The organism is Yaniella sp., assembly GCF_030453185.1.
Lineage (GTDB): Bacteria > Actinomycetota > Actinomycetes > Actinomycetales > Micrococcaceae > Yaniella.
This window is the reverse complement of record NZ_JAKDKW010000016.1, coordinates 1-16,437: the sequence shown is the minus strand read 5'-3', so window position 1 is coordinate 16,437 and position 16,437 is coordinate 1. Positions and strand designations below refer to the sequence as shown.

Annotated in this window: 14 protein-coding genes, 1 tRNA gene and 1 pseudogene; 15 read left to right on the top strand and 1 reads right to left on the bottom strand. The window is 56.5% G+C overall.

What is annotated here, in order from left to right:
- The first annotated feature begins 442 nt into the window (after nucleotides 1-442).
- The 13 genes and pseudogenes from L0H14_RS04080 to L0H14_RS04020 all read left to right on the top strand — a co-directional run bounded on the left by L0H14_RS04080 (nucleotide 443) and on the right by L0H14_RS04020 (nucleotide 13,413).
- On the top strand, nucleotides 443-1,735 hold the full coding sequence (locus L0H14_RS04080; RefSeq protein WP_301416384.1) for a nitrate/nitrite transporter: 1,293 nt from the start codon (nucleotides 443-445) through the stop codon (nucleotides 1,733-1,735).
- A gap of 324 nt (nucleotides 1,736-2,059) precedes the next feature.
- Nucleotides 2,060-3,724 (top strand): DASS family sodium-coupled anion symporter, encoded by a 1,665-nt coding sequence (locus tag L0H14_RS04075; protein ID WP_301416386.1) that lies wholly within the window; start codon nucleotides 2,060-2,062, stop codon nucleotides 3,722-3,724.
- Between the two features lie 43 nt (nucleotides 3,725-3,767).
- Nucleotides 3,768-4,538 (top strand): IclR family transcriptional regulator, encoded by a 771-nt coding sequence (locus tag L0H14_RS04070; protein WP_301416388.1) that lies wholly within the window; start codon nucleotides 3,768-3,770, stop codon nucleotides 4,536-4,538.
- Between the two features lie 93 nt (nucleotides 4,539-4,631).
- Complete coding sequence (locus tag L0H14_RS04065; protein ID WP_301416390.1) at nucleotides 4,632-5,822, top strand: 4-hydroxybenzoate 3-monooxygenase; 1,191 nt, start codon at nucleotides 4,632-4,634, stop codon at nucleotides 5,820-5,822.
- A 28-nt stretch (nucleotides 5,823-5,850) separates the two neighbouring features.
- Nucleotides 5,851-6,666, top strand: coding sequence for a protocatechuate 3,4-dioxygenase subunit beta (gene pcaH / locus L0H14_RS04060; RefSeq protein ID WP_301416392.1), 816 nt, complete (start codon nucleotides 5,851-5,853; stop codon nucleotides 6,664-6,666).
- Nucleotides 6,653-7,246 carry a protocatechuate 3,4-dioxygenase subunit alpha gene (gene pcaG, locus L0H14_RS04055; protein WP_301416394.1) on the top strand — a complete coding sequence of 198 codons (594 nt, stop codon included), beginning with the start codon at nucleotides 6,653-6,655 and terminating at the stop codon, nucleotides 7,244-7,246. Before pcaH ends, pcaG begins: the two co-directional genes overlap by 14 nt.
- A 74-nt stretch (nucleotides 7,247-7,320) precedes the next feature.
- Entirely contained in the window at nucleotides 7,321-8,727 is a 1,407-nt protein-coding gene (locus L0H14_RS04050) for a lyase family protein (protein WP_301416396.1), read from the top strand.
- A pseudogene (locus tag L0H14_RS04045) lies at nucleotides 8,724-9,470 on the top strand (alpha/beta fold hydrolase); the annotation flags it as partial. The gene L0H14_RS04050 and the pseudogene L0H14_RS04045, both read left to right, overlap by 4 nt.
- 15 nt (nucleotides 9,471-9,485) lie before the next feature.
- On the top strand, nucleotides 9,486-9,923 hold the full coding sequence (gene pcaC / locus L0H14_RS04040; protein ID WP_301416475.1) for a 4-carboxymuconolactone decarboxylase: 438 nt from the start codon (nucleotides 9,486-9,488) through the stop codon (nucleotides 9,921-9,923).
- Nucleotides 9,924-10,103: 180 nt separating this feature from the next.
- On the top strand, nucleotides 10,104-11,297 hold the full coding sequence (locus L0H14_RS04035) for a thiolase family protein (protein ID WP_301416398.1): 1,194 nt from the start codon (nucleotides 10,104-10,106) through the stop codon (nucleotides 11,295-11,297).
- Between the two features lie 10 nt (nucleotides 11,298-11,307).
- Nucleotides 11,308-12,015: a 3-oxoacid CoA-transferase subunit A gene (locus L0H14_RS04030; protein WP_301416400.1), complete on the top strand. Its 708-nt coding sequence runs from the start codon at nucleotides 11,308-11,310 to the stop codon at nucleotides 12,013-12,015.
- Nucleotides 12,015-12,671 (top strand): 3-oxoacid CoA-transferase subunit B, encoded by a 657-nt coding sequence (locus L0H14_RS04025; protein ID WP_301421418.1) that lies wholly within the window; start codon nucleotides 12,015-12,017, stop codon nucleotides 12,669-12,671. The genes L0H14_RS04030 and L0H14_RS04025 overlap by 1 nt, the downstream gene beginning before the upstream one ends.
- Nucleotides 12,655-13,413, top strand: coding sequence for an IclR family transcriptional regulator C-terminal domain-containing protein (locus tag L0H14_RS04020; protein WP_301416404.1), 759 nt, complete (start codon nucleotides 12,655-12,657; stop codon nucleotides 13,411-13,413). Before L0H14_RS04025 ends, L0H14_RS04020 begins: the two co-directional genes overlap by 17 nt.
- Here L0H14_RS04020 and L0H14_RS04015 read toward each other — a convergent pair.
- Entirely contained in the window at nucleotides 13,410-15,329 is a 1,920-nt protein-coding gene (locus L0H14_RS04015) for an AMP-binding protein (RefSeq protein ID WP_301416407.1), read from the bottom strand. The genes L0H14_RS04020 and L0H14_RS04015 overlap by 4 nt on opposite strands.
- Nucleotides 15,330-15,529: 200 nt before the next feature.
- Here L0H14_RS04015 and L0H14_RS04010 point away from each other — a divergent pair.
- Both L0H14_RS04010 and L0H14_RS04005 read left to right on the top strand, forming a co-directional pair.
- Nucleotides 15,530-15,621: transfer RNA gene (locus L0H14_RS04010), tRNA-Ser, on the top strand.
- 328 nt (nucleotides 15,622-15,949) lie between these two features.
- The coding region (locus L0H14_RS04005; RefSeq protein ID WP_301421417.1) for an alcohol dehydrogenase catalytic domain-containing protein at nucleotides 15,950-16,437 on the top strand (488 nt) is incomplete at its 3' end.

Sequence of the window (16,437 nt, the reverse complement as noted above, 5' to 3'; positions counted from 1 at the left end):
CAACAAGGGCAGTACGGGCACGTGTCTTCCGATATAAGCACAAATACTGTCGCCAAGAATCGTGTCTCTTTTCGAGCGCAAGCGTGCTCCGAAACTTGACCCTTCGAGCTGGTATATAGCCCTCAACCGCACCAATTCGACTGTACAAATCCCCCGGGCTCGTTAGGCTGAAATAGGTCAAGCCACCGGATCGCCTCGACGCGAGTACAAGCGTGGCATACGAGAATTTGGCTGGGACGACCCGCTTTACAAATGGGGGAAGAAGCCAAGTTTCGAGCATTTTAACGAGGTTTTATGCTGCATCACGGCGTACTACCTTGATGCAGTTTATTTTGCGCTGCAAACCATTGCGCTTACCCGCACGAGGAAACATGGAGGTTACTGCGGCTGTACTGCCACTGACTTCGAGCTATATCGACACCAGCACCTGGAGGATTACTTTTTGAAGACTGATACCACGACAAACGTATTTGGAGCATCTCCGAAAAGGCGGACGGGCGGGATAGTCATCACGGTTTCGACCCTGCTGGCATTCTCTTACGGACTACAAATGTATGCGGTTGTACCTGCCTATTCGAGGCTGACTACCGAGTTTGGTCTCAGTTATTCTCAAGTCGGGTTAATGGTCTCCCTCTGGTTCCTTGGTTATGCGATAGCACATATACCCGCGGGCTTCGCCGCAGCTGCTTGGGGACTGAAGAAGGTTGCTGTCTGGGGTGGCTTCATCACGGCAGCGTCGAGCGCTCTCATCGTGCTGTCTAGCAGCTATGGGTTGATGCTGTCAGCACGCTTCGTGGGCGGGGTTGGCATGTCGTTGATCGTTGCATCCATCTTTCCATTGGGGTCGTATTGGGCCAAACCTGAAAACGGCAAACTTGTTGCAGGCATCCTGAATGGCCTTGGGTTAACCGGTGGCTCAGCCATTGGCCTATATGTCTGGACTTTCTTGATGGAGTCATACGGCTGGCGCGCCAGCTTATGGATGGCTGCCGGCGTGGGTCTAGTTATTGCCATAGCCGGGGCTGCCCTCATTCAAATTCCGCGGAATATGGACGAGCTCGAGGGCGACGAATTTAGCTGGTCTTCTACCGTGAAGCTCCTAAAATCGAAGACTCTGTGGGGTATCGGTATCGTCAGTGTCGCCGCCTATGGGGCCTTCTTTACGGTGTCGCAGCTTGCTCCAGGTTATGCCGAAACAGAACATGGCTTTAGTAGTTCTAACGCCAGCCTCCTGGGTCTTGTGATGCTCCTGATTGGTATCCCAGGCTCGATCCTGGGCGGCATTTGGGCTGACCGCGCCAAGAAGTTCTTATCCACGCTCTGGATTCCAGCAGCCCTGATCGTAGTCTTATTGGTACTGATTCCAGTGGCAAACAACATCCTGCTGTGGGTCCTCCTCAGTGCAATTGGCCTCTTCGGCATGATGTACCTGTCGCCGGCCAGTGTCTCCCCCTCGGAATACCCAGAACAAGTTTCAAGCAAGGACTTCGCCACGGCACTAGGTCTTGTATTGACCCTCGGAAACCTCGGAGCAGTTGTTTTCCCATATGTTTACACACTCGGAGCCCAACTTGGCAGCTCAGACCTTGGCTGGTGGATGATCGCGGGACTCTCTGCATTGAGTGTTCTTGGCATCCACATGGCAAGGGAACCCAGGGTTCCCCACGTCGAAGGTCAACCAGTAACCGATCCAGTTAGGCCAAAAATAACCGCTGCCTCTCGCTATCAGGCCTGACTCGGCAACAGATTGCCAATAGGGCGTGATTCAACAACACTTCGGGGCACGCCCTATGGTTTAAGCCCCGCAATACCGACTGTCTGTTGAATAATCAAAGGACTCCGTACAGTTTCTGCCAAAAGGGCATCACCAACTACGCAGGTCATGTCCGAAGTCCACCGCGAATCGACTGCGTGCAGTGGATATTACAACACCCCTTTCACAACGTTGCACTCGTATTGTTGCGAGTCACCCGACTGACTAGGCTGGAGCTCACATCCAGTACAGCTGCTCTACGCACCGGCGGTTACCGGTCAGCGCATATTCATGGGAGTAATTTTTGTGGAGAATAAGTCATCCAGCCGCGTTACCGCAGCACATCTCAAACGATACGATCCAGTCCGGCAAGCAAAAACAGAAACCGAAGCCGAAGCTTCAGACGGTCTGAAGGCCCCTCCTATTGAACGCGGAGAATGGTTCCGCAAAATCATTGGTCTTGTTGCAGGCCTCATCGCGGCGGTACTCATCTACTTCGTCATGCCCGCGGACCTGGAAGTTTGGCCCAAACTGACTGCGGCCACCGCGGTGCTTATGGCCATCTGGTGGATGACCGAAGCCATCCCCATTCCCGCGACAGCTCTGCTGCCACTCATTATATTTCCCCTACTCGTCCCCGCCAGCGAATCAGAGGAAGGTGTCAGTGTCTCCGACGTGGGAGCCAATTATGGCAACGACATCATCTTTCTGTTCATGGGCGGTTTTCTCTTGGCATTAACCATGCAACGTTGGAATCTCCACCGACGCATCGCCTTGCTCGTACTGCGCGGGATGGGTTCAAATACAAACGCGCTCATCGCCGGCTTCATGATTGCCACGGGCTTTCTCTCGATGTGGGTCTCCAACACCGCAACAGCGGTCATGATGCTTCCCATTGGTATCTCCGTAATGCTGTTGGTAAAAAAGATCACGGACGGAGAAGACCCTGGCGCCGTGATAGAGGAAGGATCTGAGTCCTCACCTTCTCAGGAAGAGGTTTCAGAAGTCTCCAAGACGAATTTCGGCACAGCGTTGATGCTTGCTATCGCATATTCGGCATCGATCGGTTCCCTAGGCACAATTATCGGCACTCCCCCGAATGCGTTGCTCGCGGCACATATGGCATCGACCCACGATATGAATCTTGGTTTCGGTCGCTGGATGCTAGTGGGTGTTCCTTTGTCCATCGTGCTGATGGTGGGTGCCTGGTTCATCTTGACGAAGGTTATGTTCAAGCCAGAAACAAAGCACATCCCAGGTGGAGCGGAACTCATTCGCAAAGAATGGGCCAAACTTGGACCGATGTCGCTTGGTGAGCTGTCGGTCCTCATTGTCTTTATTATTGCGGCTACTTCATGGGTTGCGGTTCCACTTATCTCAGAGTACATTTTCGGCCTCGAAGAAGCCGTCGTCTCCGATGCTGGTATCGCGATGATCGTTGGACTCGCACTGTTCATCCTCCCCGGCGGCGCTAACCAAGGTGTCCGACTTTTGAACTGGGATACAGCGCTCAAATTACCCTGGGGCGTGCTGCTTCTCTTCGGTGGTGGGCTCGCGTTATCAGCGCAATTTTCTGATTCAGGTCTATCAGAGTGGCTTGGCCAGCAAGTTGAAGGTCTCGCCGGTATACCCGTTTGGCTCCTGGTGGCCATAGCCGCCGTGGGTATCCTGATTCTGACTGAAATGACATCGAATACAGCAACTGCGGCAACCTTCCTGCCGGTGGCTTCAGGTGTCGCGATGGGAACGGGCATCGAGCCACTCTTGCTCACCGCACCGGTAGCGCTAGCGGCAACCTGTGCGTTCATGCTGCCCGTCGCTACTCCACCAAATGCGATTGCCTACGGCTCGGGTTATGTCACCATCGGTCAGATGGTCAAAGGTGGTGCGCTGATCAATATTCTTGCGGCTATTCTGATCACGCTGACCGCAATGACCGTTCTGGTGTGGGTCTTTGGCATCGCCTATTAAAACCAGCCCAACAGAACTGTCGCCGGGATAGACTAAAGGCGTCATGACCACATCATCCGGTGATACCGTACTGGACCGCGTGCTGCGCATCCTGTCTGCTTTCGACGCGCGCCGCCGCCAACTCAGCGTAGCTGACCTCGCGCACGTGACCGATATCCCGTTGGCAACGGCTTATCGCCTAGTATCGAAACTTTCGGCCGAAGACATCTTGACGCGCTACCCAGACGGCACGATCGGGTTGGGTATGCGACTCTGGGAGTTAGCTGCCCGATCTTCGCCTGCGGTCAGCTTGCGCACAGCGGCGATGCCATTTTTGGACGACGTGCAAGCCATCTTTCGCCAACACACTCAGCTGTCGGTACTCGATGACAACGAGGTCCTCGTAGTGGAGCGCCTCTCGTCACGGAACTCTGTGGTCAATCAGGCGACGGTCGCCACGCGGATGCCTATACATACAGTGTCGATGGGATTAGTCCAGTTAGCGTTTCAACCACCTCACGTGATCGACGATTATTTTCTTGCCCACGCCAATGCCGCCAAGATGACCTACCCATCCTCCGGTAGCATCACCACAACCCTGGCGCAGATTCGCCGGGAGGGGTTTTCCATGCTGGACGGCATGCTCGATGACGGCACCACCGGTGCAGCGGTACCGGTTTTCAACACGTTGCGTGGTAAAAACCGGACTGCAATCGCAGCCATTTCAGTGGTCGTCCCCGAAGATTTTGAGCAACGCGCCGCCGTAATTCCCGTCTTGATGGCCGCCTCCCGCGGACTCGCACGTGCGCTTCATCCAGTCCCGGAAACCGAATAATTCTCACTGCCTGAGAATCCAGTGGCATACTGCACGATGCATGACACACACTGTTAGAGACACCATCTTGCAAATGAAGCGACAGGAGTTTTCGTGAGCACTCAAGCAGAATCCACCCAGGTGGGTATCGTCGGTGGCGGACCAGCCGGGCTGATGTTATCGCATCTGCTGTCACGTGCCGGTATCGACAATATTGTGCTGGAATCCCGGGACTACGAAACCATCAAGAACACTCATCGCGCCGGAATTCTTGAAACCGGTGCGGTGAAAATGCTGACCGACTACGGTGTGGACTCTCGCGTACAAGAGATGGGCTACGAACACCACGGAATCGATCTGCGGTTCGATGGTGAATCACACCGCATTAACTTCAAAGAGCTCATCGATGCATCCGTTTGGCTCTACCCACAAAATGAAGTATTCGTCGATCTTGCGGCAGCTCGCGCCCGAGACAAGGGCGATGTTCGATACGAACACACCGTCACTGATCTGAGCGACGTCGAATCGGATACCCCAAAAATTCACTACACCGATGCTGATGGTCAGCCCGGTCTCATCGAAGCAGACCTTATTGTCGGAACCGATGGTTCACGTTCATTCTGCCGTCGCGCTATCCCCTCCGAAACACGAGTTGAGCACAAGATCGAATATCCTTTCGCTTGGTTCGGCATTTTGACCGAAGCACCACCGAGCGCCGAAGAGCTGATCTACGCCAACTCCCCGCGGGGTTTTGCACTCATCTCCCAACGCAATGAGACAGTACAACGCCATTACTTCCAGTGCGATCCAAACGAGAACCCAGACGACTGGACCGAAGACGAAATTTGGGCAGAACTGCAGGCCCGCGTCGATGGCCCAGACGGTTTTCAGCTCAAACGCGGCCCGATCTTTGAAAAAACTGTGCTGAAGTTCCGCTCATTCGTGGCAGAACCAATGCGTTGGGGCAACCTGTTCCTGGCCGGCGACGCCGGCCATACCGTTCCGCCCACCGGCGCTAAAGGTCTCAACTTAGCCTTCGCCGATGTGAAAGTCTTATTCACCGCACTGGAGCAATTCTTCAATACCGGTGATTCCACCGGAATCGACAACTACTCAGAGACTGCACTGAAGCGTGTTTGGAAGGCCCAGAATTTCTCGTACTGGATGACGAGCATGCTGCACACCCGAAAAGACGCCAGCTCTTTCGAGACCCGCCGCGCCATTGGTGAGTTACACACCGTTGTGGGCTCCAAATACGGGCGTCAATATCTTGCTGAATCATACTGCGGCTGGCCGCACGAATAACCCGACCACACGACGAAAGGATGTCGAAGTGACTTCAACCAATAGTCCGAAACTCGATCCATTGGCCACGGCCGACTCTCAAGAGACCCTGAACTCCGAAATTCAAGACATTAGCACGACCTATGAACAGCGTGTTAAAGCGGACCCGAAGCAGGAAGAGACGCAACCGCGGCTGAATTACCCGCCCTACCGGTCATCACTGCTCCGGCACCCCACGAAGGATCTACACCACACCGATCCCGAAACCATCGAATTGCACTCACCAGCATTTGGCCACCGTGATGTCCACCAGCTGGAATCAGACCTCACGATTCAGCACAATGGCGAACCACTCGGCGAGCGCATAGTCATTCGTGGACGCGTACTCGACGGCAATGGCCGCCCGGTGCGCAATCAGCTCATTGAAGTATGGCAGGCAAACGCTTCGGGTCGCTACATTCACAAACGTGACCAGCACCCGGCCCCGATCGATCCAAACTTCTCGGGTGTGGGGCGTGCCATCACCGGTGACGACGGAACGTATGAGTTCACCACCATCAAGCCTGCGCCATACCCGTGGAAAAACCACCACAACGCCTGGCGCCCAGCACACGTGCACTTCTCACTGTTCGGGACTGATTTTACTCAGCGTATGATCACCCAGATGTATTTTCCCGGTGACCCATTGTTTGCACTGGACCCGATTTACCAGTCGATCACCGATCAAAAAGCCCGCGACCGTCTGGTTGCAACCTACGACCACTCAATCACCAGCCACGAATGGAACACCGGGTACCGCTGGGACATTATCCTGACCGGCTCTCAGCAAACCTGGATGGAGGAAGAAGACCATGACCACTCATGACCTGACACCAACACCGGGCCAAACCATTGGCCCCTTCTTCGGCTACTTTAACGCCGCCGAGCAAGTCCACCTGCCATTCGAAGATGGCGACCATCTTGTCCCGCCGGCGGATGACCGCGCGATCCAGTTGACCGGTACCGTCTTTGACGGCGAAGGCACTCCGATCCCAGATGCCATGATTGAAATCTGGCAGGCCGACGAACACGGCGATATCCCCAAACAGGATGGCTCGCTGATCCGGGATCCCTTCGCTTTCACCGGCTGGGGCCGAGGCACCACCGATAACGTGGGCACGTACCGGTTCACTACCGTACAGCCAGGCGCCACTGATGAGGGCAAGGCCCCGTTCATTCACATCGTCGTCTTTGCCCGTGGCTTGCTGAATAAGCTCCACACCCGTGCATACATTCCAGAGACCGAGGGTCTTGAAAACGATGCGACTCTGTCGGCGCTCGGCGATCGCGCAGAAACGCTGATTGCCAAGCGAGATGGCAAACGCTTGATCTTCGACATCCATCTGCAGGGCAACAACGAAACCGTGTTTTTCAGCTACCCAGGTATGGACTACCCGAAACCATAGGTTTCCCTGGCGATACCCGCTCGTTGATTCGGGCGGGTATCGTTGTGTCTAACCCCAATCAAAGGAACACTCCCGTGGACGATTTTGGCTTGCTCAATCCCGCTTGGGCCGGTACGCGTGCCGCCGAGCTCACCTCGGATTCCGCATTCGGTCAAGCGATGCTCGATGTGGAGGCGGCCTGGTGCCGTGCACAAATTCGGTTTGGTACCGCACCTGCCACCATCGACGACGCCGTAGCCGCCGCCAGTCATATCGGCGACTATGATCTTGGTGCCATCGCAGCACAGACCCCCGACGGCGCCAATGCCCTCATCCCGCTGCTAAGTGCACTACGTGACAACGTTAGTACCCACCAGGCGGCGGCCGCCCAATACGTGCACAGGGGGGCGACCTCCCAAGACATTATTGACACCGCTTTGATGTTGGTAGCTTCTCGGGCCGGCGAACACATTCTGACAAATATGAAAACTGCGGTTCGTCAGCTCTCTGCAATGGCCACCGAGCACGCCCACACCGTGATGATCGGGCGCTCGCTGGATCAACATGCCCAGCCCATTACCTTCGGCTACCGCGTTTCCCAGTGGGTCGAAGCGCTCGGCAGCGCCAGCCAACATTTTGAGACCGTAGTGGACAATCTTCCGCTCCAGTGGGGTGGCGCAGTTGGCACCTCGACCTGGTGGGTGGACTATTTCAAAGCCGATCAGCCCGAAGCCGACCCCATGGAACTGGTAAATCGCCAGCGTGACCTGCTAGCCCAAGAGCTAAACCTCCTCTCGGCTCCAGTCTGGCATGCCAATCGGGTCCCCGTCCTCCAGCTGGGGCAGACGGCGTTCCAGGTCACGGCCGCGGCCGCTAAACTCGCCAACGATGTGCTGACTTCGGTGCAAGCCGAGAACGCAGAACTGACCGAACCGACCAAACCCGGCCGTGGTGGATCGTCGGCCATGCCGCATAAGAATAACCCGGTACTTTCGATTCGTCTCAAGCATGCGGCCCAGGAAGCCAGCGGTCAGCTGAACACGCTACAAACCGGCATTATCTCGAATACTGCCGAACGTGCCGACGGCGGCTGGCATACCGAGTGGTCGGCCCTGCGTGGACTATTGCGCCTCACCGGTGCGGTCAGTGAGATTCTGGTTGAACTCACCGACGGACTAGAAGTCCATGCCAAAGCGATGCGTCACAACCTCGGCATTCACGGCAACGCCGTGTTCCTGGGGCGCCTCACGCAGTGGTTGGCCCCCATCGTTGAGGCCCACGGTGCAGCCGAACCCGGTAGTGGCAAGCGACTCGTTGAGTCCATCAGCACTACGGCCATGGCCAATGACGACGATCTTGCCCAGGCCCTGGTGGCGCAGCTGCCAGACGGTGTCGTTACCGTGAAAGCTATTGAAAAAATATTGGATCCTTCCGGATACACGGGAGGCGCTGCGAGTATCGTGGCAGAAGTACATTCGCGTTATAGAAAGTGGAGCTCATGACCGAACCAAAGATCGCCGGTATTCAGTTCACCGACCACAACCCCGCCAAGCCACTGCTCGTTCTGGGACCCGGCATCGGGACCGCAGTGGAGCCGCTGTGGGGCAAAGCTGCACAACTGTTGGCCAACGACTATGAAATCCTCGGCTACGACCTACCCGGTCACGGACGCTCCGAGGCCTCTACAGAACAGTGGGAACTCGATGACCTCGCCAATATCGCTGCACGTTTAGCTTCCGAGGCCATTGACGGCACCGATCGAAAAGCATACTTTGCCGGCGTCTCTTTATCTGGAGCAGTCGCGCAGCGTATCGCAGCGAACCACGGCGATGTTTTTGAACGAGTAGCAATGGTGTGTTCCTCACCAAAATTCGGCACCCCTGAGGCGTGGCAAGAGCGGGCCGAATATGTATCCACAGCAGGTACCCCGGCCATGGTTGAACGCTCGGCAAAAACTTGGTTTGCCGAGGGCTTCATCGATGCGCATCCGACCGAAGCCACCGCGTTATTGCACTCGCTTCAAAATGCGGACCGTCACTCCTACGCGCACGCTTCGATCGCACTGTCGCACTTCGATATGACCGACCAGCTGGCCGAAATTCAGACGCCGCTGTTGGCGCTAGTCGGAGAAGTAGACCCGGTGTCACCACCGGAACACGCGGAAAACGTGGCCGCGACCGTTCAACACGGTCAGATGGCCGTATTGGAAAATGTGGCGCATCAAGCACCAACCGAAGATCCCGAAGGCACTGCACAGATTTTGCACGCCTTCTTCTCGGGCCAGCTCGTACAACAGCCCTCCGATGAACAAACAACCACGGAAGTTTATGATGCCGGCATGGCCGTTCGTCGCCAAGTGCTGTCCGATGGACACGTTGATCGCGCCAACGCCAATACCGACGACTTCACCAGGGACTTCCAAGAGATGATCACCCGCTATGCGTGGGGCACCATTTGGACCCGCCCAGGGCTCGACCGTCGCATGCGTTCGGCCGTCACGCTGACCGCGATGGTGGCTGGAAAGTATTGGGATGAACTCGCCATGCACGTCAAGGCAGCACGTCGCAACGGACTCAGCGTCGATGAGATCAAGGAAATCCTGCTCCAAACAGCCATCTACTGTTCGGTACCAGCTGCTAATGTGGCATTCTCGGTTGCCAAACAGGCGCTGGCGGAATACGACACCGAAGAAGCCTAGTCTCGATCCACATGAATCCGGTCCAATCATCCGATTGGGCCGGATTTTTTATCACCTTCAGCGCATTTGTGACGAACCCCTTTCGCGCATCAGTCGCATCAGCTAAACTCAAAGTATCGCAGAGTGAACTATAGTTCGCACAGCGAACATAATGTTTTTGCTTCAGGCTCGGAAGGAATCATGCAGCAGGTATATATTTACGACGCATTACGCACTCCCTTTGGTCGGCTCGGCGGCGGACTCGCCGGTGTTCGCCCGGATGATCTCGCCGCAACCGTCATCACTAAACTTTTCGAGCGCTACCCGAACCTGGATCGCAACGCCATCGACGACGTCGTCTTTGGTAATGCCAACGGCGCCGGTGAAGAAAACCGCAACGTCGCCCGCATGGCCACCCTGCTGGCCGGCCTGCCGACCTCCATTCCAGGTGTGACCGTCAACCGCCTGTGCGGCTCGTCCCTGGACGCCGCCTTCCACGGTAGTTATTCAATCGGATCCGGCGACAACCAGCTGGTGATTACCGGTGGAACCGAATCTATGTCGCGTGCCCCATATGTCATGCCGAAGCCAGAGCGCGCCTACCCCGCCGGCAACAGCCAGATGGTCTCCACCACGCTGGGCTGGCGCCTGATCAACCCAGACATGCCCAAGGCATGGACCGTTTCACTTGGTGAGGCAACCGAGCAACTCGTTGAAAAATACGAAGTCTCCCGTGACCGCCAGGACCAATACGCCGCACTGTCACACCAGCGGGCCAATGCCGCGTGGGAAGCCGGCCATTACGACAACCTCGTCGTGCCCATCGATGAGGTGACCCGCGACGAAACCATTCGCCCAGAAACCACCGTTGACACGCTGTCTGGCCTTCGCACGGTGTTCCGTCAAGAGAACGGCACCGTAACCGCCGGCAACGCATCGTCCATGAACGATGGCGCCGGTGTAGTCCTGATGGGTTCCGAACAAGCTGCCACCACCCTGGGCGCTGACCCACTGGTGCGCGTCGTCTCCCGCGGTGTCGCAGCCAATGAACCACAGTACTTTGGCGAAGCACCGGTACCAGCTGCCAACCTGGCACTAGAGCGCGCAGGCATTACCTGGGACCAGATCGGGGCCATAGAGCTCAACGAAGCTTTCGCCGCACAAGTGCTGGTCAACCTGGACTCCTGGGGCATTGCCCTGGACGATGAGCGTGTGAACGCTTGGGGCGGCGCAATTGCGCTAGGCCACCCGCTGGGTGCCTCGGGCTCCCGCGTGCTGGGCACCCTGGCACGTCGATTGAAAGCTGAAAACCGCCGTTGGGGTCTGGCCGCACTGTGCGTTGGTGTGGGCCAGGGTGTTGCCATGGTGGTTGAAAACGAAGACGCCACTGAGTAAAGGAAACGATATGACTAAGATTGCAGATACCGCTGCCGATGCGGTCGCCAATATTTCTGACGGCTCAACGGTGCTCATGGGTGGTTTCGGCGATGCCGGCCAGCCCATGGAACTCATCGAAGCCCTGTTGGAGTCAGGCGCAAAGGACCTAACCGTCGTCAATAATAACGCCGGCCAGGCTGACGCCGGCCTGGCCCTCTTGATTAAAGAGCGCCGCGTCAACAAGATTATTTGCTCCTTCCCCCGCCAGTCTGACTCCTGGCATTTCGATGAGGCCTACCGTGCCGGCGAAATTGAGTTAGAACTCGTACCGCAGGGCAACCTTGCCGAGCGTCTGCGTGCCGCCGGGGCTGGTATTGGCGCTTTCTTTACACCAACCGGTTACGGGACGCGACTGGCCGAAGGCAAAGAAGTTCGTGAGATCAACGGTCGCAACTATGTGCTGGAGTACCCGATCCACGGTGACGTCGCACTGATCAAAGCGTTCCAGGCCGACGAAAAAGGCAACCTGGTGTACCGCAAGACGGCACGCAACTTCGGTCCGGTCATGGCTACCGCGGCCAAGCAAACCATTGCACAGGTCGAAGAGATTCTGCCGACCGGAACCCTTGATCCAGAAAACATTGTGACCACATCGATCTACACCGATGTGATGGTCGCCATTCAAACCCAGTCCACTGAACTGGCCGCACGCGAGCGTGCACAAGGAGCGAAATAATGCTACGTAGCGAAAAAGTTGACCGTAATACCCTGGCACAGCTCGTCGCCGACGACATCGAAGCCGGTTCATTCGTCAATCTCGGCATCGGACAACCAACTCTGGTATCCAACTACCTGACCTCCGAACACGATGTTACCCTGCACACCGAAAACGGCATGCTGGGCATGGGGCGGGCTGCCGAGGAGTCCGAAGTTGACATCGATCTGATTAACGCCGGCAAAGTCCCGGTGACCGAAACCCCTGGTGCAGCGTTCTTCCACCAGGCCGACTCATTTGCGATCATGCGCGGCGGCCACCTCGATGTCTGTGTGCTGGGAGCCTTCCAGGTCTCGGCAACCGGCGACCTGGCGAACTGGCACACGGGCGCTGAAGACGCGATCCCGGCTGTCGGTGGAGCCATGGACTTGGCCATCGGCGCCAAACGCGTCTATGTGATGATGAACCTGTTTACCCGTGACGGCGACATCAAACTGGTACCAGAAGCTACCTATCCACTGACCGGTGTCGGCTGCGTTTCCCGCTTGTACACCGATCATGGTATCTTCGAACTCTCAGATTCCGGCACCGTTGAAGTACTGGCACTGTTTGGTCTGAGCTTCGAGGAGCTGTCCTCAAAGTCCGACATCCACTTCGTTGATGCAACCAGCAAATAATACGGGCTTATTCGTTCAGTCGTTTGCCCGAGGCCTCGAGGTCATCGAGGCCTTTGGGCAAACGCCGACGATGACACTCACCGAAGCTGCAGAAGCCACCGGCCTTTCTCGTGCAACCGTGCGGCGTTTCCTCCATACCTTAGTGTCTCTGGGGTACATGAGGGCCGGTGATAAGAGTTTTCAGCTGACCCCAAAGGTGATGAACCTGGGTTTTGCTTACTTGTCTTCCCAGCCGCTGGTAGAACTGGTCGATCCGGTCTTGGCGAACCTGTCGAAGCAACTGGGACAATCCACCTCGGTATCCGTGCTCGATACCACCGATGTCGTCTATATTGCCCGGCAAGAAACCACTTCGATCATGCGGATCAACATCACGGTGGGAACTCGTTTTCCCGCCTATGCCACCTCCATGGGTCGCGTGCTGTTAGCCGGTTTATCCGACGCCGAGCTCGAAGCGTATTTCGCCCAAGCGGATCTAACCGAGGTCACCGACTACACCATGACTGACCCGTCATGGCTGCGGAGCGAGATCTCTAAAATCCGCGCGCAAGGATTCGCTGTGATTACCGAGGAACTCGAGGTCGGCCTGGCCTCCGTGGCGGTCCCAATTCGCAATCGGGCCGGAAAAACCGTTGCCGCGATGAACACGTCGATTGCGGTGACTCAGCATACGCCCGAGGATCTCACCGAACTGCTGCCTGCACTGCAAGCAGCAGCCGATGAGGTCTCCAATGCCCTCTAGATCTCCCAGCGCCGGGTTTGTCCGGCAAAGGATTCCAGTACATCCGGATCATCGATGGTCGCGGGTGCGGAGAACTCCTCGCCCTCGACAATGGAGCGCATCGTCCGGCGCAGAATCTTGCCTGAACGGGTCTTCGGCAGCGCCGAGACAACCTCGACATCGCGGAAGGCCGCCACTGCACCGAAGTCTTTGCGTACTTTGGCAACCAGTTCTTTCGACAGTTGTTCAGGCGTGATGTCTGCACCGGCGGTCAACACCACATAGGCAACAGGTTTTTGCCCCTTGATACCGTCTGCCACACCGATGACAGCGGTTTCGGCAACGACCGGGTGATCAGCTATGACTGACTCCAACGTGCCGGTGGACAGCCGGTGGCCTGCGACATTGATGACGTCGTCGGAACGGCCCAGCACAAAAACGTAACCGTCGTCGTCGATATATCCGGTATCACCGGTTTCGTAGAAGCCCGGGAAAGCAGCCATATACGACGAATGGAAGCGTTCCGGCTCACCGTACAGCCCCACCATGGCACCGGGCGGTAGAGGTAGCCTGATGACAATATTGCCTTCGTTACCCGGTCCAAGAGGCTCACCCAGCGGATTGACCACACCGACGTCATAGCCGGGCACGGGCACCGAGGGCGAACCAGGTTTCATCGGCATCGGATCCAGTCCTCGCATGTTTGCCACAATGGGCCAACCGGTTTCGGTCTGCCACCAGTGGTCCACTACCGGCTTGCCAGTGACTTCCGCCAACCAGTGGTAGGTATCCTCATCGAGCCGCTCACCGGCTGAGAACACATTCTCCAGCGCGGACATATCGTATTTTTTCCACTGCTCTCCCGCTGGATCCGCAGCACGGATAGCACGGTATGCCGTTGGTGCGGAGAAAATCATCTTTGCCTGGTGCTCGGAAGCTACTCGCCAGAATGCGCCTGCATCCGGAGTCCCCACGGGCTTGCCCTCATAGACCACGGTCGTAGCACCAGCGATCAGCGGCGCATACACAATGTAGGTGTGGCCCACAACCCAACCAACATCGGAGGCCACGAACATGGTCTCCCCCGCCGCTACGTCATACACCTGAGGCACCGACCAAGCCGAAGACACCGCATACCCGCCGTGGTCACGGATCACCGCCTTAGGCTTCGAGGTTGTCCCAGATGTGTGCAGGAAATACAGCGGATCAGTTGCTGCCACCGGTACCGCATCGATCGGCTGGTGCGTGGTCAGCTGTTCATCAAAGTCCAGCCAGGACGAATCAAAATCGGCAATGTTGTCATCAATCTGCGGACGCTGTTTGACCAGCACAACCTGAGGCTTGTGCTGGGCCATTTCGATGGCTTCAGCGACATTCGGAAGATAGCGAATAGGCCTCGACGGTTCAATACCACCGTTGGCGGCAATGACTGCTTTGGCTTGGGCATCATCAAGACGGGTGGCAACTTCTTTGGGAGCAAACCCGCCGAAGGTGACGACATGGATAGCGCCAAGACGCGCAACGGCCAACATGGCAATCAGGGCTTCAGGGATCATGGGCATGTAGATCAGTACCCGGTCCCCGCGTTCAATCCCTTGGGCACGCAGTGCCGCGGCCAATCTCGCAACCTGATCCAGCAGTTCGGCGTAAGTATAGGTGACTTTCTGGTCGGTCATGGCCGAATCCCAGATAACGGCGGGTTGATCACCTCGGCCATTTTTCACCCACCGGTCTAATGCTTGGTACGTGATGTTCAGGTGACCATCGGGATACCATTTCCACGACTCTGCCCCGTCATAGTCGAGCCCTCGGGTAGGTGCTGTATGCCAATCGAGCAGATCTGCCTGTTCGAGCCAGAAATCTGCGGGTTGGCGAACCGACCGGTCAAATACTGCACGGTAGGTGGTACCTGATTGTTGCGACTTTTCTTCACCCATGCTGCTCCTTCGCAAACTTCGCGATGTTGTCCATTAGACCATTTATGTATACATTGCGTGGATCACACATTAGTCGCCTGTGATGTGCATGACAAACTGACGGGAGACATTCCAGGGGAGCGCCAGGTTCGTTTTGCTCTATCCGTTTTCGTCCGATATGGTAAAAGGGTTATTTAGACGCGGAAACGCGCAAGTAACTCGGAGGCGTGCCAGAGAGGCCGATTGGACTTCACTGCTAATGAAGGGTCTGTTTAAACGCGGACCGGGGGTTCGAATCCCCCCGCCTCCGCCAGGATAGCCCTGCAAACTCTGTGGAGTTTGCAGGGCTCTACACTTTCTCCCAACTTTCCTACTGCAGCACCGAAGACGTGTGGCTGGCAGTGACGTTTTTTCAGTGCTCAGCGCGCAGTCTATCTCCTAGCATTTCCTGTGTGTCCCGATCAGTTCAAAGAATTCTTTTCCCGGCGTCGAACACTTGTATGTATACATGACAGGTGGACTGTGACGTTTGCTGGCCTTGCAACATTGCGCCTGCAGATCAGCGTGCTTGAAGGCCAATTGCCCTGGTGAAAGAATAGGAGCACAGGCATTTTCCGGCCGCATCTTGAGAGGTTGTTGCATTGAAAACAGTCAGATATTACGGAACAGAAGATGTCCGCATCGAAGATATCCCAGAGCCTGAGCTCGTCGATGGCTCGGTAAAAATTGCGCCGGCATTCAATGGTCTGTGTGGGTCTGACCTCTCCCTCTTTTTCTCTGGACCGCTACCGCCGGCTCCCACCGATAGCGAACCGCACGCGCTTTCAGGCGAAGTACTACCGGTGGTGTTTGGGCATGAGTTTTCTGGTGTCGTCACTGAAGTCGCCCACGACGTCGATCACGTGCAGGTTGGCGATCGCGTGGTCGTAGAGCCACTCATGGTCGATGGCACATGTTGGGCCTGTCAGCAGGGTCAGTACAACTTGTGTGAGCAAATGGGCTTCATCGGCATTTCCGGTCGGGGCGGTGGTATGGCCCAGTCCATCGTGGTTGAAAAACGTTGGGTACACCCTATTGGTGATATGGCGCTAGAAGAGGGCGCCCTGATCGAACCACTGGCGGTAGCACT